Source organism: Myxococcales bacterium, assembly GCA_016706225.1.
GTDB lineage: Bacteria > Myxococcota_A > Polyangia > Polyangiales > Polyangiaceae > JADJKB01.
The window spans coordinates 240680-262200 of record JADJKB010000025.1; the positions used below are offsets into that span (position 1 = coordinate 240680).

Annotated in this window: 21 protein-coding genes; 4 read left to right on the plus strand and 17 right to left on the minus strand. The window is 68.7% G+C overall.

The window, feature by feature from the left end; translation table 11 throughout:
- Positions 1-7: 7 nt before the first annotated feature.
- Positions 8-1327, minus strand: coding sequence for a lamin tail domain-containing protein (locus tag IPI67_39695; GenBank protein MBK7586298.1), 1320 nt, complete (start codon positions 1325-1327; stop codon positions 8-10).
- Between IPI67_39695 and IPI67_39700 the strand changes: the two genes are divergently transcribed.
- Entirely contained in the window at positions 1326-2285 is a 960-nt protein-coding gene (locus IPI67_39700) for a hypothetical protein (GenBank protein MBK7586299.1), read from the plus strand. The genes IPI67_39695 and IPI67_39700 overlap by 2 nt on opposite strands.
- Positions 2286-2294: 9 nt before the next feature.
- Here the strand turns inward: IPI67_39700 and IPI67_39705 are convergent, their stop codons facing one another.
- The gene (locus IPI67_39705; protein ID MBK7586300.1) at positions 2295-3872 is read right to left on the minus strand and encodes a hypothetical protein; all 1578 of its coding nucleotides are present in this window, start codon (positions 3870-3872) and stop codon (positions 2295-2297) included.
- A 493-nt stretch (positions 3873-4365) separates the two neighbouring features.
- Here IPI67_39705 and IPI67_39710 point away from each other — a divergent pair, with 493 nt between their 5' ends.
- Entirely contained in the window at positions 4366-4698 is a 333-nt protein-coding gene (locus IPI67_39710) for a hypothetical protein (protein MBK7586301.1), read from the plus strand.
- Positions 4699-4708: 10 nt separating this feature from the next.
- Here the strand turns inward: IPI67_39710 and IPI67_39715 are convergent, their stop codons facing one another.
- From IPI67_39715 to IPI67_39770, 12 genes are all read right to left on the minus strand, one after another.
- A complete protein-coding gene (locus IPI67_39715) occupies positions 4709-5827 on the minus strand; it encodes a hypothetical protein (GenBank protein MBK7586302.1) in 1119 nt (372 codons plus the stop codon).
- A gap of 174 nt (positions 5828-6001) precedes the next feature.
- Positions 6002-7243 (minus strand): hypothetical protein, encoded by a 1242-nt coding sequence (locus IPI67_39720; GenBank protein ID MBK7586303.1) that lies wholly within the window; start codon positions 7241-7243, stop codon positions 6002-6004.
- Between the two features lie 60 nt (positions 7244-7303).
- Positions 7304-7756, minus strand: a complete 453-nt coding sequence (locus IPI67_39725; GenBank protein ID MBK7586304.1) for a PaaI family thioesterase — start codon at positions 7754-7756, stop codon at positions 7304-7306.
- A 121-nt stretch (positions 7757-7877) separates the two neighbouring features.
- Positions 7878-8492, minus strand: a complete 615-nt coding sequence (locus IPI67_39730; GenBank protein MBK7586305.1) for an ATPase — start codon at positions 8490-8492, stop codon at positions 7878-7880.
- Complete coding sequence (locus IPI67_39735; protein ID MBK7586306.1) at positions 8489-9874, minus strand: V-type ATP synthase subunit B; 1386 nt, start codon at positions 9872-9874, stop codon at positions 8489-8491. Before IPI67_39735 ends, IPI67_39730 begins: the two co-directional genes overlap by 4 nt.
- A complete protein-coding gene (locus tag IPI67_39740; GenBank protein ID MBK7586307.1) occupies positions 9864-11621 on the minus strand; it encodes a V-type ATP synthase subunit A in 1758 nt (585 codons plus the stop codon). The genes IPI67_39735 and IPI67_39740 overlap by 11 nt, the downstream gene beginning before the upstream one ends.
- Complete coding sequence (locus IPI67_39745; protein ID MBK7586308.1) at positions 11618-12241, minus strand: hypothetical protein; 624 nt, start codon at positions 12239-12241, stop codon at positions 11618-11620. Before IPI67_39745 ends, IPI67_39740 begins: the two co-directional genes overlap by 4 nt.
- Positions 12238-12525, minus strand: coding sequence for a hypothetical protein (locus IPI67_39750; GenBank protein ID MBK7586309.1), 288 nt, complete (start codon positions 12523-12525; stop codon positions 12238-12240). The genes IPI67_39745 and IPI67_39750 overlap by 4 nt, the downstream gene beginning before the upstream one ends.
- A 5-nt stretch (positions 12526-12530) precedes the next feature.
- Entirely contained in the window at positions 12531-12869 is a 339-nt protein-coding gene (locus IPI67_39755) for a H+transporting two-sector ATPase C subunit (protein ID MBK7586310.1), read from the minus strand.
- Entirely contained in the window at positions 12866-14671 is a 1806-nt protein-coding gene (locus tag IPI67_39760) for a hypothetical protein (protein MBK7586311.1), read from the minus strand. Before IPI67_39760 ends, IPI67_39755 begins: the two co-directional genes overlap by 4 nt.
- Entirely contained in the window at positions 14662-15333 is a 672-nt protein-coding gene (locus tag IPI67_39765; protein ID MBK7586312.1) for a hypothetical protein, read from the minus strand. The genes IPI67_39760 and IPI67_39765 overlap by 10 nt, the downstream gene beginning before the upstream one ends.
- Entirely contained in the window at positions 15330-15668 is a 339-nt protein-coding gene (locus tag IPI67_39770) for a hypothetical protein (protein MBK7586313.1), read from the minus strand. The genes IPI67_39765 and IPI67_39770 overlap by 4 nt, the downstream gene beginning before the upstream one ends.
- A 242-nt stretch (positions 15669-15910) precedes the next feature.
- Between IPI67_39770 and IPI67_39775 the strand changes: the two genes are divergently transcribed.
- Both IPI67_39775 and IPI67_39780 read left to right on the plus strand, forming a co-directional pair.
- Positions 15911-16345 carry a hemerythrin domain-containing protein gene (locus IPI67_39775; protein ID MBK7586314.1) on the plus strand — a complete coding sequence of 145 codons (435 nt, stop codon included), beginning with the start codon at positions 15911-15913 and terminating at the stop codon, positions 16343-16345.
- Positions 16346-16436: 91 nt separating this feature from the next.
- Positions 16437-17033, plus strand: a complete 597-nt coding sequence (locus tag IPI67_39780) for a hypothetical protein (protein ID MBK7586315.1) — start codon at positions 16437-16439, stop codon at positions 17031-17033.
- Positions 17034-17061: 28 nt separating this feature from the next.
- Here IPI67_39780 and IPI67_39785 read toward each other — a convergent pair whose 3' ends face one another.
- From IPI67_39785 to IPI67_39795, 3 genes are read right to left on the minus strand one after another with little or no spacing between them, the layout of a single operon-like run.
- Positions 17062-18972 (minus strand): hypothetical protein, encoded by a 1911-nt coding sequence (locus IPI67_39785; GenBank protein ID MBK7586316.1) that lies wholly within the window; start codon positions 18970-18972, stop codon positions 17062-17064.
- Positions 18973-19026: 54 nt separating this feature from the next.
- A complete protein-coding gene (locus tag IPI67_39790) occupies positions 19027-19704 on the minus strand; it encodes a hypothetical protein (GenBank protein MBK7586317.1) in 678 nt (225 codons plus the stop codon).
- A 12-nt stretch (positions 19705-19716) separates the two neighbouring features.
- Positions 19717-21426: a hypothetical protein gene (locus tag IPI67_39795; protein ID MBK7586318.1), complete on the minus strand. Its 1710-nt coding sequence runs from the start codon at positions 21424-21426 to the stop codon at positions 19717-19719.
- Positions 21427-21521 lie beyond the last annotated feature (95 nt).

Below are 21521 nucleotides of genomic sequence, written 5' to 3' on the forward strand. Positions count from 1 at the left end.
CTCGCTGTCAGTTCGCCGCTTTGGGGGTGAGCGTGAAGGTCGCCACGAAGTCGGCGCCGCAGGCGTTGGTGTCGACACCGTTGGGTTTGCGCGCGAGGGCCTGGCTGCTGGTGGGTGTGGGCGCAAGCGAGGTCGCGACGGAGCCGCTGTCGTCGAGGAATCCGTCGCTGTTGGGACTGCCGTAGATCACCGTGTCCACCACGGCATTCGAGCTGTTCAGGAGGCGCACTGCGTCCGCGCTGCCGCTGGCGTTGCCCATGTTCAGCGCCGTGCTCTTCTTGAAGTCGGCGAAGGTGACCTTGTCGTCACCAATCACCACGTAGCCGAGGGAGGGAATGCTGGCGCCCGTCGGCAGGGTGAACGTGACGCTGAAGGTCGATGTGGCGGCCTCGATGTTCCAGCCGGCGATCGACACTGTGGTGCAGGTGGGGTTGTAGAGCTCGAGCCACTCATGGCCCGAATCCGTCCCGGGAGGGTTGGGCACGAGCTCGTTGATCACGACGTGTGCGCCGGGGTTGCAGCCACCGGTGCCACCGGTGCCACCGGTTGCGCTGGTGCCGCCGGTGCCACCGGTTGCGCTGGTGCCGCCGGTGCCACCTGTTGCGCTGGTTCCGCCGGTGCCACCTGTTGCGCTGGTGCCGCCGGTGCCACCGCTACCACCTGTTGCGCTGGTGCCGCCGGTGCCGCCGGTACCACCTGTTGCGCTGGTGCCGCCGGTGCCGCCGGTTGCGCTGGTTCCGCCGCTGCCGCCTGTTGCGCTGGTTCCACCGGTGCCACCGGTTGCGCTGGTTCCACCGGTGCCGCCTGTTGCGCTGGTGCCGCCTGTTGCGCTGGTTCCGCCGGTTGCGCTGGTGCCGCCGCCGCCACTGGTGCCGCCGCCGCCACTCGCTCCGCCTGCTCCGCCGCTCGCGCCCCCGGCACCTGCGGCGCCGCCTGCTCCGCTCGCACCACCGGCACCGGCTCCGCCGCCAGTCCCGCCTGTCGAGCTGCCGCCGCTTCCGCCGACTCCGCCGCTCGCGCCGCCACCACCGACGGCACCTGCGCCGCCGACTCCGCCGCTCGCGCCGCCACCCCCGCCGGTGCCTCCCGTCGAGGTAGTCCCGGTCCCGGAGTCCGAGGAACAAGCCACGGAGAGCGCACAAACAAAACCGATCGAGGTCAGGCGTCCAAACATGGGCTCAGCGCTAGCCTCGACCCTGCGCGGATGCAACGGCATCACGACGTCGCGTCGAGCGCGCATGCGCTCTCTCGGCGCCGCCGGGTCCACACTCTGGCCATGCACCGCCGCGTCGACAGTTCGCTCCGGGCGGTATAATCTGCCCGTCATGACCGTCTCGCGCGTGCGCCCGTTGGTGGCGCTGTTTTTCGCTTTTGCACTGTCGCCGGTCGCCTGTTCGAGTGGTGATGACGCCGGGTCCGGGTCCGGAAGCGGCGGAAGTGGCCAGCGGGGACCGCTGGGCAAAGCGGACAACGTGGGTCAATGCGTCGCTGCAGGGAAGAGCTACTGCGGGACCCAATCAGCGGGAACCTGCTGGTGTGACAGCCAGTGTGCAACGTTCGGCGACTGCTGCGCCGACCAGGCCTCGGCCTGCGGCAGTGGCGCCGATTGCACGGCCACGTTTCACTGGCTGCAGAAGGACGCCTACAAAGACACGGCGGGTCGCTCGAGTGATCTCTGGCCACCCCACACCACGACCACCCTCGAGATCGTTTGTGATGGCGTCGCAGTCCGGAGTGAGTCCCGGGAGAACCATGGGACCAAGCCGGGTGCCAAGGACGCCAACGGCGAGATCATCTTGGTGGACGTGCTGCAGAAGCAGGTGACGGGCCCGCGAGCGGAGCTGGAGGCCATGGCTGACGCCTACAAGAGCTGTGAGTGTGGCAACTCGTTCTTGAGCCTCAATGGCCTCGACGACCCGAAGGTCCAGTCACTGGTCAAGAAGCTCAGCGACTACATGCTGCAGAACCTCACCTGCTCCGGCGCGACGGACACCGCCGGGTTGGTCGATCTCATCACCAAGGGCGACGTGCCAGGCGCCCTCGCGGTGTTGCCGAGCTGCAGCTGGACGTCGGGGGCCGATTTCGAAACGGGCTTCGATGCCGCGCTGAAGGAGCTGCTCGCAGCGTCGAACGAGGAGCTCGCGGCCTATCACGTGTGCAACAACGATGCGCAGCTCCAGGCGGCGCTATTCGAAGGTTATGCGACGGCGAAGACCGTCGCGTCCTGCGATGGGGCGTCCGCGCTGTGCGCTGGACCGGCGTGGCTCTACAAGCCCACGCCCTGAGCGCCTACATCACACACACGGTCCTGGCTTGCAGGAACAGTAGCTGCCGGCGCAACTGCCGCCGGCGCAGGGGCACTCCCCGGCCAGGCCGCAGCTCGCCGTGCAAGTCACGGTGCCGCCGCAGCCGTTCGGGGCGCTGCCGGCGCACTGATTGGCGGGACACGGGTCCGGGTCCGGCACACAGGTGGTGCAGACGTTGTTGGTGCAGACGTTCGTTCCGCCACAAGTCCCGCAGTTCAGGTTGCCCCCACAGCCGTTGGAGATCGAGCCGCAGTTCTTGCCTTGGGCCGCGCAGGTGGTGGGCGTGCAGCCGCACACGTTTGCCGTTCCGCCTCCGGCGCACGTATTGGGGCTGGTGCAGGTTCCGCAGTTCAGGTTGGCGCCTCCGCAGCCGTTGGAGATCGAGCCGCAGTTCTTGCCCTGCGCTGCGCAGGTGGTGGGCGAACAGCCACAGACGTTTGCCGTTCCGCCTCCGGCGCAAGTGTTGACGCCCGAGCAGCTGCCGCAGCTGAGGTTGCCCCCGCAGCCGTTGGGGATCGAGCCGCAGTCCTTGCCCTGGGCCGCGCAGGTGGTCGGAGCACAGCCGCAGACGTTGGGGGTGCCGCCTCCGGCGCAGCTGTTCGAGCCGGTGCAGCTTCCGCAGTTCAGATTGCCGCCGCAACCGTTGGAAATGCTCCCGCAGTTCTTGCCCTCGGCGGCGCAGCTGGTCGGCGTGCAGCCACAGACGTTCGCTGTGCCGCCGCCGCCGCAGCTGTCGGACCCGCTGCAGCTGCCGCAGTCGAGCGTCTTGCCGCAGCCGTCGGAGATCTTGTCGCAGTTCTTTCCCTGGGAAGCACACGTCTTCGGGACACAGGGATTCGAACCGCACTTGTTGCTGCCGCCGCCCCCGCAGAACTTGCCGCTCGCGCAGCTGCCGCAGTCCGTCGTCCCGCCGCAGCCATCAGAGATGGACCCGCAGTCCGCGCCGACGTCTGCACACTTGATCGGCGTGCAGCCGCATTGGTTGTTGCTGCACACGTCGGGCAGCTTGCAGGTGCCACATACGATGTTGTTGCCGCAGCCATCGGACACGGTGCCGCACGTTGCGCCCAGCTCCGGGCAAGTCTTGGGACTGCAGCCGCAGGCATTGGGCGCGCCGCCGCCGCCGCAGGTCGCAGGCGCCTGACAGGTGCCACAGTCGAGCACGCCTTCACAACCGTCGGACACGGTGCCGCACGTTGCCGCGAGCGCGGTGCAGGTCTTGGGCGTGCAGGGCGTGGTGCCGCAATGATTCGCCCCGGCGCCGCCGCAGAACAGACCCGTTTCGCAGCTGCCGCAGTCGAGGGAACCTCCGCAGCCATCGGGAATGCTGCCGCACTCCGCCTGCGCTGCCGCGCAACTGCTGGGTACGCATCCGCCCGCATCACCGCCGTCGGGCCAGCTTCCGCCCTCCGCGCCGGCGGCTCCGTCGGAGCCGGAGTCAGCGGTCGTGTCGTTCGAGCCTCTGAGATCGTCGAGCGACGACGATAGACTGCAGGCGGCGAAACACCCGGCGCCAGCGATCCAGATCAGAGCTCTTGCCAGCGCCCGCCGTGAAAACACACGCATACTCCAGCGTAACACGACCTTTTGGCGAGGGCTGGTTTGCGATCTCGTCGCGCCGCCCGAGGTTGCAGCAACTTTCGCGTCCGGTGTGCGCGGACGTGTGTGCGGGAGCGGCGGCCTTGGCGCGCGTGCTACGCTGAATCGCTGTGGGGCGCTTGGCTGCGTTTGTGCTGCTCACGCTCGTCGGGGCGAGCTGCTCCCTCAACGACACCGGGGCGGCGGGTGTTCTGGAAGCAGGCAGCGGCGGGGGTCAGGCAGGCGGCGGTTCCGGTGGCGTCGGCGCGATCGGCGGCCGCGCGTCGGACGGCGCCGCGGGTTGGCCGGACGGAGCCGCCGGAAGCGGCGGGAGCGGCGGCGGCGCAGGAGTGGCGCAGGGCGGGAGTGCGGGCATGAGCGGGATGGGCAACGACGGCGGGGATGCGGGCGGCGCTGCGGGGGGCGGTGGCGTCGGCGGAGCCAGCGGTGGAGCTGGCGGTGGTGTCGGCGGCGCGACGGCTTGTCCGAGCTCGCCCCAACTCCGAGCTCGAGTTGTTCGGACCAGGGCTTGGCCTGCCCGCACACCCTCGGTCAGTGCACTTGTTACGGTGGGATCTGGCACTGCAACCCGTGTCCGGCGACCAAACCTCCGCCCCTGAGTGTCTGCAGCGACAACGGCGCAAACTGTGACTTCGGCAAGTCGGTCTGCGCCTGTGGTGGTGGCGATTGGGACTGCATCACCTGCCCCTCCTCCAAACCGGCATCCGGTTCGACGTGCTCCGGTTCCGAAGCGGTGTGCATCTACCCGAACTGGGTGTGCACTTGTGCGTACCCGTACTGGAGCTGCAAGTGAGACTCCGGGCTCACGAACACTGGCCGCTCTTGCACGTCTTGATGCCGGGACACTGCGCGTTGCTCTTGCAGCCCGGCACGCACTTTCCGCCGACGCAAATCAGCCCCGAGCCGTCGTTGCCGGGGTTGCACGCGCCGTCGTTCGAGCAAGCCTGACCGCCACCGGCCGAGCCTCCGCTGCCGCCGGAGCTCGAGCCCCCGCTTCCCGCGCTTCCCCCCGAGCCACTCCCGCCCGAGCCGCTGCCCTTGCACACGGATGAGTAGTTCGAGCAACAGTCCGCGTAGCCCGTGCATGCGCTGTCACAATGGCACTCGCCGAAGCTGTCGCTCGTCGCGATCGCCGAACCACACAGGCTTGGTGTGCAGCCAACACCCGAACCGCTCGTGCCGCCCGCACTCGAACCACCCGCGTTCGCGCCGCCTGCGCCACCTGCGCCGCCTGCACTCGAGCCACCCGCGTTCGCGCCACCCGCGTTCGCGCCGCCTGCGCTCGAGCCGCCGCTCCCCGCCGAGCCGCCACCACTTCCCCCGCCGCCCGGGCTGTCCCCTTTTTCCATGCACGGCCCGAGGGGCGTCCCGTTCGGAGCGACCTCGACGGTGACTTTCTTCTTGTCCGACCAACCCAAGCCCGCCGTGCCGAAGAGCGCCTTGCCGACCAACGGAGAGGCATCCATCACTGGCAGACCCACTGCTTTCTCCACGCACACGTCGGGCCCCGCGTCGTCGGTCTGCGCAACGACGCACTTTCCGTTGGCCTTGATGCGGACGCGAGTGCCACAGCCATATCGCTGCCGTGATGCCGCGTAGTACCAGCTGCCGGACTTGGAGTGTCCGCCACATGCCAGTGGCTGGGGCTCCGAGGGTCCGCCGAACGTGGTCAGCACGTAGACTCCCGAGGCAGGGATGGTCGAGGAAGTCTTGCCGTAACAACCCTTCAGGTTGTCGGTCGTGGGGTTCGATACTCCGGGCTCGGGGGCGACGTCCCCGTCGGTCGCGGCGACACAAGCCAGACACGCAAAGCCGAGGGCCAGGGCCGCGGCCCGCGCTGCGGACGGTCCGGACCAGGCCGGACGGGATCCAGACGACACCCAGACTGAACGCGGAACCTGGCCTGATTTCCCGGATTTCATCGCTTGAACGTCGCCTCCGGGGAGCTACAAAGCCAGAAGCATGCCGCGGCCCGGCGCGCTGAACGGCCGCGGACGACGTCGCGCCAAAGCGGCGCTCGCGGTCGTCAACCCGACGCCCGGCGCCGCCGCGACCCACGGGGCCGCGGCGTGTCGGAGCGCGTCGCCTTGGTCAGCTCAGAAGTGGTAGCTCACGTCGTACGGCGTACACGAGTTCGTGTTGTTGCCCTTGACCCGGATGTAGACGGTTGCCGAGTCGTTGATGCCGGGGCAGTCGATCTCGACCTGCGCGCTGCCGACGGTCGAGGTGCAACATCCGGTCATGGCCCCTTCGGTCGCCTGCGTGCCCTGTTTGCAACTCTTGAACGCGGCGGAGTTGTCGTTGCACACGGCGAACACACAAGCCTGGATGCCAGAGGTCGTCGTGGACACGGTGGGATCGACGATGCAGATGTCGTCGAGGCCCTTGTACTTGAAGAAGTCCACGTCGCCGCCGGGCTTGACCACGCCGGACACGGAGGAGCCCGCGAAGTTGCAGTCGCTGATGTTGCAGAGGACGGTCGGACAGGCGGAGGTCGCGGTGGCGACGGTGTTGTTCGGCTCGGGCCCCGCGTCGGTGCAGGTGGTGCAGCTCGAACCGTTGCAAGTTCCGGAACACTCACAGCCGCCGATGCCGTTGCAGTTCTGCTGGCCACTGGTGCACTTGTAGCAATTGCCGCCGGAGCAGTAGTTGGCGGTGTTCCCGCACTCGAAGGCCTTCGTCCCAGTGCACGCCGGAGTGCCACCCGTGCCGCCGGAGCCGCCCGTGCCGCCGCTACCACCGGTGCCACCGCTGCCGGCGGTACCACAGTTGCCGCACTTGAATTCGTCGACCTCCTGGACACACATCGAGTCCCAGGCCGTGCTGCAGCAGAAGTTGTCTTGCGCGCAGACACAGGTCGAGACGGACGCCGTGGAACAGCCCGGCGTGGTTGCTGGCTTGCAGCAGTTGTTCGGCGCGCCAGCCGTGCCCCCGGAGCCGCCGCTGCCGCCCGTGCCGCCGCCCCCAGTGCTTGCGCCACCGCCGCCGGTCGTGCCGCCGCTGCCGCCCGTGTTGCCAACGCCCCCGCCGCTGGTAGCGCCGCCGCCGCCGGGCACTCCCGCCGCGCCGCCGGTTGCTCCAGCCGCGCCGCCGCTCCCGCCGCCGGAGGTCCCTCCGCTGACGCTGCCGCCGGCGCCCCCGCCTCCAAAACCGCTGGTGCCGCCGCTGGTCGAGCCTCCGTACCCGCCGCCGTAGCCGCCGCTGCCACTGCTGCTGCCGCCGTAGTTGGTTCCGGCGTACCCGCCCACGTTCGAGGGATCTTCTTCGTCGCCGGACGCACACGCCAGGCTCAGCAAGGCTGGAATCACTGCAGCGAAGACGACTCGATTGGCTCTCACGATCACACCTCTCGGGCCGAGCTTATCAGTCTCTGAGGCCTGCGCGGCACTCATCGCGCTTCAGCGTCGAACCTCGACGTTTTCCCCGGCCAGCTCGCTCCCACCTTCGAGGCAGAGCAGGCGCACCCGGCCGCTCGCCACCACGCGCCCCTCGTCGTCGAGCACGCGCCCGTCCCAGACCTGGGTGCGGCGCCCGCGGGTGACAGGAGTTGCGCTGACGCGGAGCCGCCCGGCACGCGTCGCGCGCAGGAACGTCGAGTGGTTGTCGACGCCGACCACGACCTGTCCGTTCCTCGCCGCGGCCAATGCCGCGCCGGTAGAGCAGACGGTCTCGATGATGCCTGCGTACACTCCGCCGTGGATGATGCCGTAGGGCTGAAGGTGCTCCGGTCCGACGGTCAGCTCGGCGCTCACCTCGTCCGCGGTGGCGAGGGTGAACGACAGTCCCATGCAGCGGTTCCAACCGCCGACAGCAGCGTTGATGACAGCAGTGAAATCGTGCGGGTTAGACATCGTGCTCGAGGCTAGCATCTGGCTCTGGTTGCGCTCGCCGTGGGGCCCGGAGGGTGTGTGCCGCCCAGCTGCTGCGCCGCATACGTGCGCCGTCCGCTACCGCAGCGCACACCGAGCGCGGTCACGGCGGCCGGATCCGAACCCGGACCGCTTCTTCGAGCTCCTCGGCGTCGAGGTGCTCGTCGATGGCCGTGAGGGCAGCGTCGATCTCCGGTAAGATGACGTCTTCCAGCGCGCGCGCGCGCCGCTCCGTGCGCCGGTAGTCGCCGAGCAGAGTGGAGAGGTTGGCTCGTTCCCCCGCCAGCTCGACCGCCAACCGGGCGGCCTCCGCAAACCTTGCGGCCGCAGCCCGGGCCTCCGGCGAGGGGTTGACCGGCGTGTGCCCGGGCTCGATCACTTCGTGGCGCGAGCCGAGCTCCACCAGCGTGCTCCCCACGAACACCTCCCGCGCGACGACCACCACCCGAGGCCCGGGGGCGGGCGCGGCGAGCGCCCGGAGCTCGCTCACTCCATGCCGAGCGACGGCGCACCCGAGCGCTCGGCGTGCGGCGTTCATCACTTCGTCGAGGCGCGCCGCGAGGGCCTCGTAGCGGGGCAGCCGGCGCAGGAGCTCGCTGGCCAGCAGCACGCGTTTCTGGTCCAGAAAATCCCGGCCTTCGCCGACGAAGCGCCGCTCGTTGGCGAGCTCGAGACGCATCGAGCGGGTCGGCACGAGCTCTCGGTCGAGGGCCTTCACTCAGCCTCCGGGAGCAGGTACTTCTGGATCTGTTGGGGACTCAACCGGTGCAGCTCGCTCACCGGCAGCGTGCGCAAGAGCTCCCAGCCGATCCGCATGCCTTGTTCGAGAGTCCGCGCCTCGGTTTGATGTACGAGCTTCGTCTCGAACGCCTCGGCGAAGTCCAAGAAGCGCCGGTCGAGCGCCGGCAAACCCTCGACGCCGACGACGCTCGCGAGCATACGGACGTTCACCGCTCGGGCGTACGCGGCGTAGAGCTGTTGTGCGAGGCGCGGGTGGTCCTCGTGGGTGAGCCCCGCGCCGGTACCGTCTTTCATCAACCGCGAGAGGCTCGGCAGCACGCGGATCGGTGGATGAATGCCCTTTCGATCCAGCTCCGGGTCGAGCACGATCTGCCCCTCCGTGATGTATCCCGTCAGATCGGCAATCGGGTGGCTGATGTCACCGGCCGGCATGGTGAGCAGGACGAGCTCGGTCACGCTCCCCGGACTGCCCGCGAGGATGCCGGCGCGCTCGTAGAGACTCGCGAGATCCGAGTACATGTAACCAGGATAACCCTTGCGCGCTGGAACCTCACCGTGGCTGGCGGAGACCTCCCGCAGGGCCTCGCAGTAGTTGGTCATGTCGGTCATGACGACCAACACGTGTCGCCCTTCTTCGAAGGCGAGGTACTCCGCAGCGGTCAGGGCGTAGCGCGGCGCGAGCAAGCGCTGCGTGCTGGACTCGTTGGCCAGGTTGAGGAACAGAAGAGTGTGCTCGAGGGCGCCGCTGGCTTCGAGGGCGCGGCGGAACACCTCGGCGGTGTCGTGGGAAATCCCGATGCCCACGAACACGATGGCAAAGTGCCCGCTCTCTTCACCCCGCAGTCGAGCGCGCACCGCGATCTCGGCCAGCAGGCGGTCGTGGGGTAGGCCGGCCACCGAGAACAGTGGGAGCTTCTGGCCGCGCACCAGGCTGTTGAGGAGGTCGATGGCCGACACACCGGTCTCGATGAACTCGTGAGGTTTCTTCCGGCGCGCCGGGTTGATGGCCAGACCATCGATGCGGTAGCTGCGAAGAGCTGGGATCGGTGGCCCGCGATCGATGGGCTGACCCACACCGCTGAGCACGCGCCCGAGCAACCGGGGCCCGACACCGAAGTGCAAGCGCGAGCCGTGCAGGCGAACACGGGTCGTCGGCAGAGAGAGGCCGCTCGTCGACTCCAGGACCTCCACGATCATGCCGGATTCGTCCAACGTCGCGACCCGACCCAGACGCGGTCGACCGTCGTCTCCGATGACTTCGACGGAGTCGTTGAGCCCAACGCGCACGTCTCGGCGAAGGGCGAGCAGCGGACCCTGGAGCCGATTGGCCACGCCGCTCACCGAGAGCTCAGCTCGCATGGGCGCGCTCCTCGACCAAGGCCGCCATCTGGGTCTCCAGGTCGCGCATCAAGTCATCGAGGCCGGCCAAGTTCGCCTCTCCCACCTCCTCGCTCATGCGCAAGAGTCGTGTGTGCACGGGCAGCGTGCGGATGCGCTCCAGGCTAACTCCCGCGCTCAACGCTCGCGACGCGAGCTCGGAGAATCCGAGCACCAGGGCCAGCATCTTCAACTGCCTGTTCGGCGAGCAGTGGGCGTCCACGGCCGAGAGCGCCGACTGGCGCAGAAATCCCTCGGCCACCAGATCGGCGCACAGGAGCGCGAGCTGCTGGCTCTCGGGCAGCGCGTCCTTGCCGACGATGCGCGCCATGCGTGCCAGGCGCGCTTGTTCCTCGAGCAGTGCCAGGAGCCTGCGCCGATCACGCATCCAGTCCGGCGCGCCCGCGCTCTGCCACCACGATTGGACCACCTCGGCGTCTGCGGAGTAGGACGACAGCGGGTGAATGGCCGGGTAGGTCCGCGCCTGAGCTCGCTCCGGATCGAGGCTCCACAGGCAGCGCACGTATCTCTGAGTGTGTTTGGTCACGGGTTCCGAGAAGTCACCGCCCGGTGGACTGATGGCTCCGATCAACGTGAGTGAGCCCTCGCGCCCACACAGTGTTCGGACGCGTCCCGCGCGCTCGTAGAACTCCGCGAGCCGGCTGCTCAAGTAGGCGGGGTAACCGCCCTCGGCGGGCAGCTCACCGAGGCGCCCGGAGATTTCTCGGAGCGCCTCCGCCCAGCGGCTGGTCGAATCCGCCATCAGTGCCACATCCAGGCCCTGATCACGGAAGTACTCGGCGACGGTGATGCCAGTGTAGATGCTCGCTTCGCGGGCCGCGACGGGCATGTTGGATGTGTTTGCGATGATCACCGTGCGTTCGAGCAGACGCCGTCCGGTGCGCGGATCGTCGAGCGCGGGGAACTCTTCGAGCACCTCCGCCATCTCGTTGCCGCGCTCGCCGCAGCCGATGTAGACCACGACGTCCGCGTCGCTCCACTTCGCCAGCGTCTGCTGCAACACCGTCTTGCCGGTGCCGAAGCCTCCCGGCAGCGCGGCGCGTCCGCCACGCGCCACCGGAAAGAGCGTGTCCAGGATGCGCTGGCCGGTGAGCATGGGTCGATCCGGCGGCAGCCGTTCGAGCACCGGCCGCGGCTCACGCACCGGCCAGCGATGCATGAGCGCGAGCTCGTGCCGCGCACCCGACGCCGAGCGCACCACGCCGATCGTCTCACGGTCGGAGTACTCGCCCGCGGGCGCCATGCGCTCCACGACCCCGGCGACGCCAGGTGGCGAGAGACACGTCTCCACCTCGCGTTCCTCGACGCGGATCGCACCGAGCCGAGCGCCAAGCCCGACTTCGTCGCCGACCTCGACCAGCGGGCTGAAGAGGTGGCGTCGCTCACCGGCCGAGCGCATCCCGGGCACAACGAAGGCTTCATCGCGGGAGAGTGGACGCAAGAGGCCGTCGTAGATCCCCCCGAGTAGCCCCGGTCCGAGCTTCACGCTAAGCGGCAGCCGGGAGCGCGCGACTGGATCCCCCGGGGCCAACCCGCTGGTGTCGTCGTACACCTGCACCACGATCTCGTCGGCGTGGATCTGAATCACCTCGCCGAGTAGGCGTCCGGGGCCAGCCAAGACGGCCTCGTTCATCTGAAACGCATTTCGAGTGCGCGCCCTCAGCGCCGGGCCGCTGATCCACACGATGACGGCGTCGTGTTCGGTCATTGGGCCTCCGCCAAGATGGCGTCCACTTCTGCGAGCAGCCGACCTTCGACCTCCCCGCGGCGCGCCAGCAGGCCCAGGATCGTGCCATCGAGCACGGCAGAACGCGCGGCGACGCGCAGTCCGGCGACGATGCCGGCGTCGGGCTCGAGCTCGGGCGGCGAGCCAGCGTGACCCTCGATCTGCTTCGAAACCTCGGCGAGCTCAGCCGCTGGCAGTGCCGCCGGGTACGCGAGGCGCCATGGGCCCGCGGGGAGCCGCAGCATGGCGTCCGCGATCAACCCATCGATCCAGGCCCGACGACTCGCGGCGTCGCGCCAGCGCTGGCAGAGGACGTCTTCCAATCGGCGCTCCCCTTCCGCGAGGGCGATGCGGTGCGCCCGTTGCGCATCGTGGCGGCGCAGGGTGTCCAGCTCGGCCTGCGCCTGCGCCAACGCCCGCAGGCTCCGCGCGCGGCACTCGACGACGGCCGCCCGCACCCGTTCGCGGGCCTCGCGACGGGCCTCGCGGCCGAGCGTTCGCGCATCGGCAGCCGCTCTCTCCCGGAGCTCGCCGAGCTGAGCGTCGCGGGCCGCCTGGATCAGCTCCAGAAACACCGCCGAGCGCGAGTCGCCGTCGGTCATGGCGCGATCCCGAGCGTACGCCGCACGTGGTTGGCAAAGTCCGGCGGTGCGAGCTCGCTTCGTGCGCTGCCGACGCCTACCACTCGGGCAGCGCCCGGTGTTGCCACCAACCGGTGTGCGAGCTCGGCGGTGACGATCACGACGGCCGCGTCCCGTGCCGCTTGGACCACCGCCCGGGCATCCGCAGCGTCGCTGCCCAGCGTCTCGATTCCGGCCAGCCCAAAACCCAACGCCGTGACCTCGTCCCCGAAGAACACGACTCGTCCGTCCGGTGCTCCGACCATGGCGTTCACCCCAGGCGATTCAGGATCAAGATGGAGATGATCAGACCGTAGATGGCGATGCCTTCGGCCAGACCGACGAGCACGAGGGTGCGCCCGAACAGCTCCGGTTTCTCCGCCAGCACACCGATGGCCGCGCTGGCGACCCGTGCGACCGCGTACGCGGCGGCCGCCGAGCTGACCGCCGTTGCCGCCGCCGCTGCGACGAACGCCCAGCGCGCCAGGTTGGCGTCCACCGCGAGGGTTTCCGCTTGGGCCGCCTGTGCCGGCGCCGCAAACGCGAGCAGGCTGGACACGACAGCGAGGACGAGGGCCACGACCAAGATCCGCAATACGGGCTGTGTCAATGCTCAGCTCCCATCATGGCCCCGTCAGGGGCAGGTGGATGAAGTGGGACGAAGGGGCGTCCTTCGCCCTGCAAGAAGCGCACGAAGAATTCGAACAACACCAGGCGAGTGGTCTGGATCCCGACCACCAGGCCCTCGAGCACGAGCACCAAGGCGTTGCCCAGCAGCAAGACCACGGCGCCGCCGTAGTGCCCCGCGGCCTGACTCAGGTCGACGATGGCGAGACACAGCCCAGCATGCGCGAGGGCGAACGCGCCAACGCGCGCGAACGAGACCGTGTTCACTCCGAGCTGAAGGCTGCGCTCCACGAGCCCTGCCGCCGCCGACGCCATGACTCGCAGACGCCCGCGCTTCGCAACGAGCGCGGGCACGAGGACGTGACAGATCGCGCTCGCCGCTGCGAACCACAAGGCCTCGCGGCGGAGGAGGCTCGCGAGCAGTGCCACGTACGACAACGCCAACGTGCCGTCGCTCACGAGCCACGCACCGAGGTTGCGCCGCCAAACGGCCTCCACGGCCGAGAGCACGAAACCCGCCGTGAGCACCAACGCACCGAGCACGACCGACGCCGCGAGCACGGTCAGCGGCGAGGAGAGTGGGTGCAGCCACAGCGCGGGCACGATGCCTTCGAGGCCGAACACACTGCCGAACAAAAGCCCGAACACGACGGCTGCGAGACCGCCGAAGATCAGCATGCCGAGCGCCGGAAAACGCCGGCGGAGGGCGAAGCCGACCAGGATCAGCACCAGACCTTGTCCGACGTCGGCGAACATGAAACCGAACAACAGCGGCCCCAGCAGGACCAACACCACGCTGGGGTCGGCCTCGTAGAGGGCGGGGGTGCCCAAGAGCTTCGCCACGGCCTCGAAGGGTTTCACCCAGGGCAGGTTCCTCAAGATCACGGGCGGTGTGGAGGGCGGCTCAGGAAAGCGAACCATCGCGTGCACGCCAGCCGCGTCGAAGATCCGGTGCATTGCCGGCGTGTCGAGCTCGCTGGTCCAGCCCGTGACCAGGGCGAAGTGGCGGGTGTGGCCGAGCTCGGGCACGTGGGTCAGGAACCACTCGAGCCGGTGCACGTTCGCCAGATGTTTGGCGAGCTCGTGAGACCGCGAGAGCTCGGCGAGCTCCCGGTCGACGTCCGACAGCTCTCTGTCGAGCCGCGCCAGCTCGAGGCCCAGCGATTGGCGGCTGATGTGCTCGGGCAGCTCGACGCGGTGTGCCTCGCACTGTTCGAGCGCCAAGACGACGGTGGCGAGCTCCGAGCGTGGAGCGAGCACCGTCATGAAGACATGGTCATCCGTCCGGGTGCTGCGCAGCATGGCGTGCGGCAGTTCGGGCAGGCGCCCATTGCTCGCCGTCACCCAGAGGCGCCCTTCGAGCATGGGTCCGGCGTCGGCGACGGCTGCGAGGTCCGAGAGGGCCGTGTCGGACGTGGCATCGAGCTCCGCGAGCAATGCGAGCTCGCGCCGCGTGGCCGCGAGCTGCTCCTTGTGCTCAATCACGGCTTGCGCCGCGAGCTGCCAGGCCTCGAGCGCGACCAAGGAATTGGCCAGCACGGCATCCGGTGGGCCGCGCGGTGGCCGCAGGCGGAAGTTCGGCCGTGGCCAGTGCTCGGAATAGCGGCGGAGCAGGGTGTGAAACGCGTCCAGCTCTTGGCGTGGCTCGCGCTTCGGCAATGCCAGGTCCGCTTCGGCCTCGAGCTGCACCACTCCGGTGGCGGCCAGGGCTTCCACGGTTCGCGCCAGCTCGTCCGAGGGGGTCAGCACCTCGAACCAGCGTGCGGGGCTGGGTCTCAGGCCCATGCCACTTGCCTCCATGCAGGTGCAATCGAGGTGCGCAGCAGGAGCTCCGCGCGCAGCCGCTCGAGCTCGAGCAGCGTCAGCCCGAGGTGAGCGAACACCGCAACGGGCGTCGCCGGGCGGCGTCGGAGCAGACGTTCGAGGGTGATGGACAGCTTGGCGCGCAGCGTCCACCCGTTCTGCTCGACGCTCGTATCGCGCATCTCCTTCAAGTGGTCCCGGACCACGGTCGATAGTGGGTCGAGCTCGCCGGGGCGCGGGCACAGCCCTCGGAATTGTCGGAACCACTCCCGGCTCGCGCCGGGTCCGGCCGGCACTGGGCTCGCCGCGATCCAGTCAGCGCCCGCCGCACCCGACTCCAGGCGCTCCAGCAGCGGTAACCAGCGAACGAAACGAACTGCGTTGCTCCAGTCTGGTGGGACCCAGTCGGCGACCTCGTCCGTGTGCGCGGCGTAGGCGGTGAGCAGCAGCTGTTCGACCTTCCCGGCGTCGGTGTCGTGGGTCACGGAGTGAACGAAGCGGGCGAGGGGAGTGACGCTCGCTGCCTCGAGAAATCGCTCCACTCCGTGGCTGCCCGCCAGGCGGTCCCATGCAGCGCGCGACAGCCGCTCGGCGTTTCGTGCTTGGAGCCGGGCTTGTGTGTACAGAAAGCGTGGACTGGTCATCGCGCGCCTCCGAGCAGCCAGTCCGCCACGCGCTCGGCTGCGCGTCCCACGACGCTCGGGTCCGCGCTGCGGCGGCTCAGTTGCCGCAGCGCATCCGCCTCCTCGGCGCGAAGCTCCGCGACTCGACGTTCGATGGCAACGCTGGTTCCGGCGTGGAGGCGCGTCACACGTTGAGCCGTTCGCTCGCGAATGGCCCGTGTTTGCTCGCGGGCGCCGGCGAGCTCGGCTTCTGCCTCCTGACGGGCGCGCTCTACCGCCGCGTCGGCGTCGCGCTCAGCCTGCAGCACCGCCTCGATGTGCTCCCCCTCATCGTTGGGTGGGGCGACTTTGCGCATGACACTGCAAGAAAATCAGCAACCTGCGTGCCATGTGCACAGGTGGCATGACCCGGCGCGGATCGGCGCATCCCGGACGCCTGGCCCGCACCGGCTGCGCCGCACGCGGCCGCTTCCGCAGGGATTTCGCGAACGGCCCTAGAAACGTCTGCCACGAGGGTCACTGGCTGAAACGGGGGCAATTTTTCTGCCTTCCGCGATTCCCCGGGGGCAATGTGTGCGAAATCGAGCATGCTCGGCCCATGAGGATCACCGACGGCCTGCTGGGTGAGCACGCGCTCTTCTATCCGCTCTTCGACAGCATCGAAGAAGTGGCGGCCAGCGCCGAGAGCGCCGAGGAACTGAAGGCCGCGTTCAAGATCCTCGAGTCCGCCGTGCTGACCCACGCCAGCCTGGAAGAGGAGGTGCTCTTCCCGGCGCTTGCCGGCAGTCAGAGCGCCGGCGGGCCCCTGTCCGTGATGCGCGCCGAGCACCAGCACATCGATCGGCTCGTGGTTGCCCTCGGGAGGTCGACGACTCTCGAGCAGGCGAAGGACGAGCTCGGCCAGCTGCTGCTCGTCCTCAGGGATCACTTCCGCAAGGAAGAGCAGCTCGTGTTCCCCATGTGCGAGGAGTACATCGGGGAGGCAAAGCTGCTCGAGCTGGGACAGATCTGGGCCGAGAAGCGCGGGCTGTGAGCGTCAGCGCGTGGACACATTTGCGGCCGAAAACCGCGCCCCTCTCGCTCAGGCCGGCGGGTCAGCCCCGCAGCCGTGTTAGCGTCGGCTCGTGCTTGCGCGCTGCAGTTTGGGCTTTGTGTTGGGGCTTGCCACCGGTGGCTGCAATCCGAACCTGAGCAATACGACGGCGCCGCCAGGTGACGTCAGCGCGTACGAACCCTTTGCCCACCTGGCGGGCGTCCTCGCCTTTGCCGGCAAAGACGCGAGGCTGATCGAGATGACGGCGGTGGGTGTGGCGTCGAGCGGCAAGATCTCGATGGTCGGCGACCCGGCGGCGCGGGTGGATCACCGTCTGGCCGCCAAGGACGGCGAGGGGCGCTACGTGGACGTGCGCGTCGAGGTGCACGAGCCGAGGACGGTGGACGTCTCTACCGAGGCCGACGAGTCGACCAAGAAGCGGCACCTGGGCATGGGCCGGCTGGAGCATCCGTTCAACCGTTTTGTGCCGACCGGCCTGGAAAAGGAAGCCATCGCTCTGCCCAAATGCAGCGCCGCTGCCTTGTGGAAGCAGGCGCTCGGCGACGGCGCCCCGACGGATCAGCTCGCAACCATGGTGTACAACCGAAGCGGCTACGAGCTGCGCATCTCGAAGCCTGCGCTCGTGGTGAGGGCATTCGACTTCGATTGCAAGCCGCGCACAGAGTGAGTGGTCGTTTCGGCGTCGAGCCGAGCGCTCAGGGCGGATCGGAGCCGTTTACGTAGCGGTACCCGGCAGGGATGATCGACGGGTCGTCGGCGGGCGTGCCGGACGCATCGACCGGCGGCCAGGCGAGGGAGCCGAACCAGCTGGGCTTCTGGGCGAGGAAGAAGCTCGGCGGAAGCGCCTCGGATGGGACGCTCCAGTCCACCTTCCCCGCCGCCGAGGTCCAGTTGCCCTCGATCAACGTGGTGCCGTTCGGTGCCGTGGTGCGCTCACAGTAGAGGTCCCGCGGACCGCCGTCGGAGCTCGCGAGAGCGGTGGGTGGGAACGTGCCGTTGAAGCCGTCGTTGCCGATGTCCGGGTAGCCCAGTCGGTAGATCGTGCTGCCGGTCCAGTTGTTGGTAGTCGCGTACTCGAAGCTCGGCGGTTTTCCCGGCCGCCCGAGCACGTTGCCGATGATGGAGTAGTTCAGGTTGCGGCGATCGATCTGGATCGCGGTGAGATTGGTCACGTGAGGCCAGCTGGCGGCGCCGGTGATGCGATTGCGGTAGAGCAGAGTGTGCGAGCCGCTGCCGTGGTAGCCGTCCGCGCCGAACTTGCCGATGAAGTTGCCCTCGACCAGGTTGTACTGCGAGTGCGGGCTGTGATTGGTGCTGATGTCGTGGGGCATCTTGCCCGCGTTGGTCGAGGTCGGCGGGTCCGTGTAATAGGCGTCGACGGCGTAGTTGTAGGCGATCACGTTGCCAAATCCGCCCGAGTAGTTGGGGTTCGCGCCGCCATCTCCGATGTTGATCTGGGGGAAGCCCGCGGCGACGCAGATGTTGTCGATGATCAGGCTGAAGCTCACGTCGGTGAGGAAATCGAGACCCTCGGAGTTCGAGCCGCCGTTGGCCTGGTCGTGCATGTAGATGCGCCGGAGCTCGATGTGCGCCGACCAATCGACCACGACGGTCTTGCTGGGCATGGCTGTGAACTCGCAGTCGAACACCCAGCAGTTCCAGGATGACTCGATCTGGATGAACTGGCCCGGGTTCGAGCCGTTGCCCACGAACTTGATCTTCTCGACACCCGCGAGCTCCGTGAGATCGGGGAACCACGAGAGCTGGGGAGACTTCACGAAGTCGATGGGTAGTGGCGGACGGAAGGTCACGCTGGTCGCGGTCTTGGCCTCGACTCGGTGCATCGATGCGCGATACCGACCGCTGCTGCCGTTCTTGGTCCAGACCAGCGTCGGATCATCCTCTTCGTCGATCATCACCATCTTGCCGACCTCGACCCCGGAGGTGTCAGCGATGTCGACCGTCTTGCTCGCGCGGGTCGCGCCCGACGTGATGGGGGTGCGATACGAGTCGTTCACCTTGGGCGGGGGCCAGGGTCCGAGGCCGCCGATTCGCACGGCCGTGCTCGTCACGACGTCGAACACCGTGGCGGAGCCGGCTCCGCGCAGCGTGATGGCGCTCGGCAGCTTGATCAGGCTCCCGATCTTGTACTTGCCGGCCGGGACGAACACGACCTGGCCGTCCGGGCACGCGTCGATGGCCTTCTGAATGGCGGGTGCCGCGTCCGCCGCGCCGGTGGGGTCGGCGTTGTAAGGTGCCTTGGTCACGTCGGCGCAGTTCGTCGTGCGGTTCGGGATCCCACCTTCGACTCCCGCGCTCTCCCAGGTGCCTGCCGGCGGGACTCGATCGGCGGGTAGAAAGGCCAGCGCCGGCGCACCGGCCGCGCCGCCGGAGGCGCCCGCCGCACCGCCGGTCGAACCTCCCGCGCCGCCTGCGCCCGCCGCGCCGCCGGTCGTGCCACCGGTTCCGCCGCCCGCGCCGCCCGCGCCGCCGGTCGCTCCGCCCGTGCCTCCGCCTCCACCGCTCGAATCGCTGCCGCACGCTGCGGCGCTCATCCCCACTGCCACCACCGCCGCCGAGAACCAGGTGAAACGAGCGCATCGCATCCGCAGACTGTACGTTGGCGGCAAGGCCTCCGTAAAGGGTCGTCGGTGCGCGCTCTACCTCTCACCAAAGCGATACGCGACGCCGATGAACGGCGTGACATCCTGGGTGCCGTGCACGACGTCGTTGGAGAGTGCGTGCCCGCCGCGGCGGTCGTAGTAGCGCACGCGGTAGGAGAGGCGGACCGTCAGCTCGAGCTCGTCTGCCAGGTCGAGCGCAAGCCCGCCTGCCAGCACCCAGGCGATACCGCGGTGAGTCCGGAACACCCCCGCATCACCTTCGCTGTTTGGCAAGTCGTCGCGGGCTTCGTCCCAGCGCGCCGTGTAGAGCCCATAACCGAGCTCGAAGAAGGGCAGACCGAAACTCGCTCGTACGAAGGGTCCTGCCCAGAGCTCGAGGTAGTCCCCGCCGAGCTCTGGAGCGACCACGGCCTTGCCCTCCGGCGTGAGGCCTTGGAAACGCCCCACTCGTCGTATACCGGAGTTGTAGAGCCCGAATACTCCGGCCGACAGCGGCCCCAGGAAGCGATAACTGAGGGCGTGGAAGAGCGCGAGCTCGGACTGCTCGACCAGACGTTCGCCGCGAGCGCCACCGACCTCGGACTTCACCTGTTGTTCGAAGCGCGAATACGTACCTGCGACGTGCAGTTCGAGTGGTGCGCGCTCTTCGGCGTGTGCGCGCTCGGGCAGTGAGAACATCGCGAGCGCAGCGACTGAGACGAGCTCGATGCGCACGGTGGGTCCGAGTCAGAGACAGCAGAACGTGACGGCGGACGTTGGGGTTGCGCTGCCTTGGACCTGTCCTCCGGACGCTCCACAGGCGCCGCCCAGTGGCGGTTGGCCGTCGTAGAACATGCTGCGCGAGGTCATGTACGGTGGTGGGGGCGGCGAGCTGTCCGGCGGCAGGGGTTCGCAGCCACCGACCTTCGGGATCGTGACGGCGTCGACGCTGCAAGTGGAGTTGGTCCAGAGCTCCAGGCTACCGGGACACGCGGCTCCTTGGGGTGAGCCGCACCCGCACGCGCTGCAGCCGCGGGTGTCGTTCACACCCGAGTAGTACACACCCTTCTTGGGGAATCCGGCCGGGCAGGCGACGTCACCGGTCTTGGCAATGCACAGCTCTGCGAACGGCGCTGCAGGTCTCGGGGCGCACACGCCCGCGCCGCAGCCGCCGCCCAGATCGGCGCCGCCGCAGGTGCGGACGCGCTCGTTCCACGCGAGCGGCGGAACCACGTTCTTGGTTGGAGCGGGGTTGCACGCACCGCCCGCCGGCGGCGCCGTCGCGAACAGCGCGCTCGCTGGGTCGAAGCCGAGGATGATGAACGACTGGCAGACGTTGGCAGCGATCGTCAGCTGGCCAGTGCTGCCGGTGCAACCGGGTGCCGAGAAGAACTGCACGGTCGAGAGGGCGCAGACCATGCCGATCGGCGAGCCGCAACTGCAGGCGTCGCAGGTCGGCGGGCCCGCCGTGAGGCCCTGCATCGCGTCGAGGGCTGCAGTCGGGAAGTCTCCGCCGCAGCTGGGCGGTGTTGCAGCGCCCGGACCGTTCCAGAATTCGAGCGGACCTTGCCAGCCGGCGGGCACGGGTGGCGCACACACGTAGCCGCCACCGCAGTCGCCATCGGCGCAATCCACGAGGCCGTCGCCGTCGTCGTCGACTCCGTTGCCACAGTCTTCGACCACTCCGCCGCCGGTGCCGCCGCTCCCGCCGGTCGCGCCGGTGCCCGCGGTGCCGCCGGTGCCTGCGGTGCCGCCGGTGCCTGCGGTGCCACCGATTCCGCCCACTCCGCCGAGTCCGCCGCTTCCTGCAACTCCGCCCGTGCCCCCGAGTCCGCCGCTTCCTCCTGTGCCTCCCGCTCCAGCGACTCCGCCCGTTCCGCCGGTGCCGCCGAAGCCGCCGAAGCCGCCGAAGCCGCCGAAGCCACCGAAGCCGGTCCCGCCGAAGCCACCGAAGCCCGTTCCGCCGAAGCCACCGAAGCCGGTTCCGCCAAAACCCGTTCCACCGAAACCGGTTCCACCGAAGCCGGTTCCACCGAAACCTGATCCACCGAAGCCGGTTCCACCGAAACCTGATCCACCGAAACCGGTTCCACCGAAACCTGATCCACCGAAACCGGTTCCACCGAAACCGGTTCCACCGAAACCTGATCCACCGAAGCCCGTTCCACCGAAACCGGTTCCACCGAAGCCGGTTCCACCGAAACCGGTTCCACCGAAACCTGATCCACCGAAACCGGTTCCACCGAAACCCGTTCCGCCGAAACCCGTTCCGCCGAAACCTGTCCCGCCGAAACCCGTTCCACCGACGCCTGTGCCAGCAAACCCGCCGACTCCAGAGCCGCCGATCCCTGGTAGCTCTTCGTACCCGCCTTCGTCCTTGGCCCCGCAGGCTCCAACAAACAACGCGACCGCGGCGATCAGCCAGAAGCGTGGAGATTTTTGGCGTGGACCCGGCATCGCGAGCTCGGGTTCGAGCCTATCACGTTGACACACGGCGCCGCCGGTTCGGACCGCCCCGTCCTGATTGCCGGGCCTACAAGCCAAATCTTTGC

Bases quoted from the DNA above. Each gene is read 5' to 3' on its own strand.
- IPI67_39740 (MBK7586307.1), bottom strand. From the start codon at position 11,621: ATGACCGAACACGACGCCGTCATCGTGTGGATCAGCGGCCCGGCGCTG.
- IPI67_39785 (MBK7586316.1), bottom strand. From the start codon at position 18,972: ATGCGATGCGCTCGTTTCACCTGGTTCTCGGCGGCGGTGGTGGCAGTG.
- IPI67_39695 (MBK7586298.1), bottom strand. From the start codon at position 1,327: ATGACGGGCAGATTATACCGCCCGGAGCGAACTGTCGACGCGGCGGTG.
- IPI67_39735 (MBK7586306.1), bottom strand. From the start codon at position 9,874: ATGCGAGCTGAGCTCTCGGTGAGCGGCGTGGCCAATCGGCTCCAGGGT.
- IPI67_39750 (MBK7586309.1), bottom strand. From the start codon at position 12,525: ATGGTCGGAGCACCGGACGGACGAGTCGTGTTCTTCGGGGACGAGGTC.
- IPI67_39760 (MBK7586311.1), bottom strand. From the start codon at position 14,671: ATGGGCCTGAGACCCAGCCCCGCACGCTGGTTCGAGGTGCTGACCCCC.
- IPI67_39795 (MBK7586318.1), bottom strand. From the start codon at position 21,426: ATGCCGGGTCCACGCCAAAAATCTCCACGCTTCTGGCTGATCGCCGCG.
- IPI67_39745 (MBK7586308.1), bottom strand. From the start codon at position 12,241: ATGACCGACGGCGACTCGCGCTCGGCGGTGTTTCTGGAGCTGATCCAG.
- IPI67_39705 (MBK7586300.1), bottom strand. From the start codon at position 3,872: ATGCGTGTGTTTTCACGGCGGGCGCTGGCAAGAGCTCTGATCTGGATC.
- IPI67_39765 (MBK7586312.1), bottom strand. From the start codon at position 15,333: ATGACCAGTCCACGCTTTCTGTACACACAAGCCCGGCTCCAAGCACGA.
- IPI67_39770 (MBK7586313.1), bottom strand. From the start codon at position 15,668: ATGCGCAAAGTCGCCCCACCCAACGATGAGGGGGAGCACATCGAGGCG.
- IPI67_39715 (MBK7586302.1), bottom strand. From the start codon at position 5,827: ATGAAATCCGGGAAATCAGGCCAGGTTCCGCGTTCAGTCTGGGTGTCG.
- IPI67_39775 (MBK7586314.1), top strand. From the start codon at position 15,911: ATGAGGATCACCGACGGCCTGCTGGGTGAGCACGCGCTCTTCTATCCG.
- IPI67_39725 (MBK7586304.1), bottom strand. From the start codon at position 7,756: ATGTCTAACCCGCACGATTTCACTGCTGTCATCAACGCTGCTGTCGGC.
- IPI67_39700 (MBK7586299.1), top strand. From the start codon at position 1,326: ATGACCGTCTCGCGCGTGCGCCCGTTGGTGGCGCTGTTTTTCGCTTTT.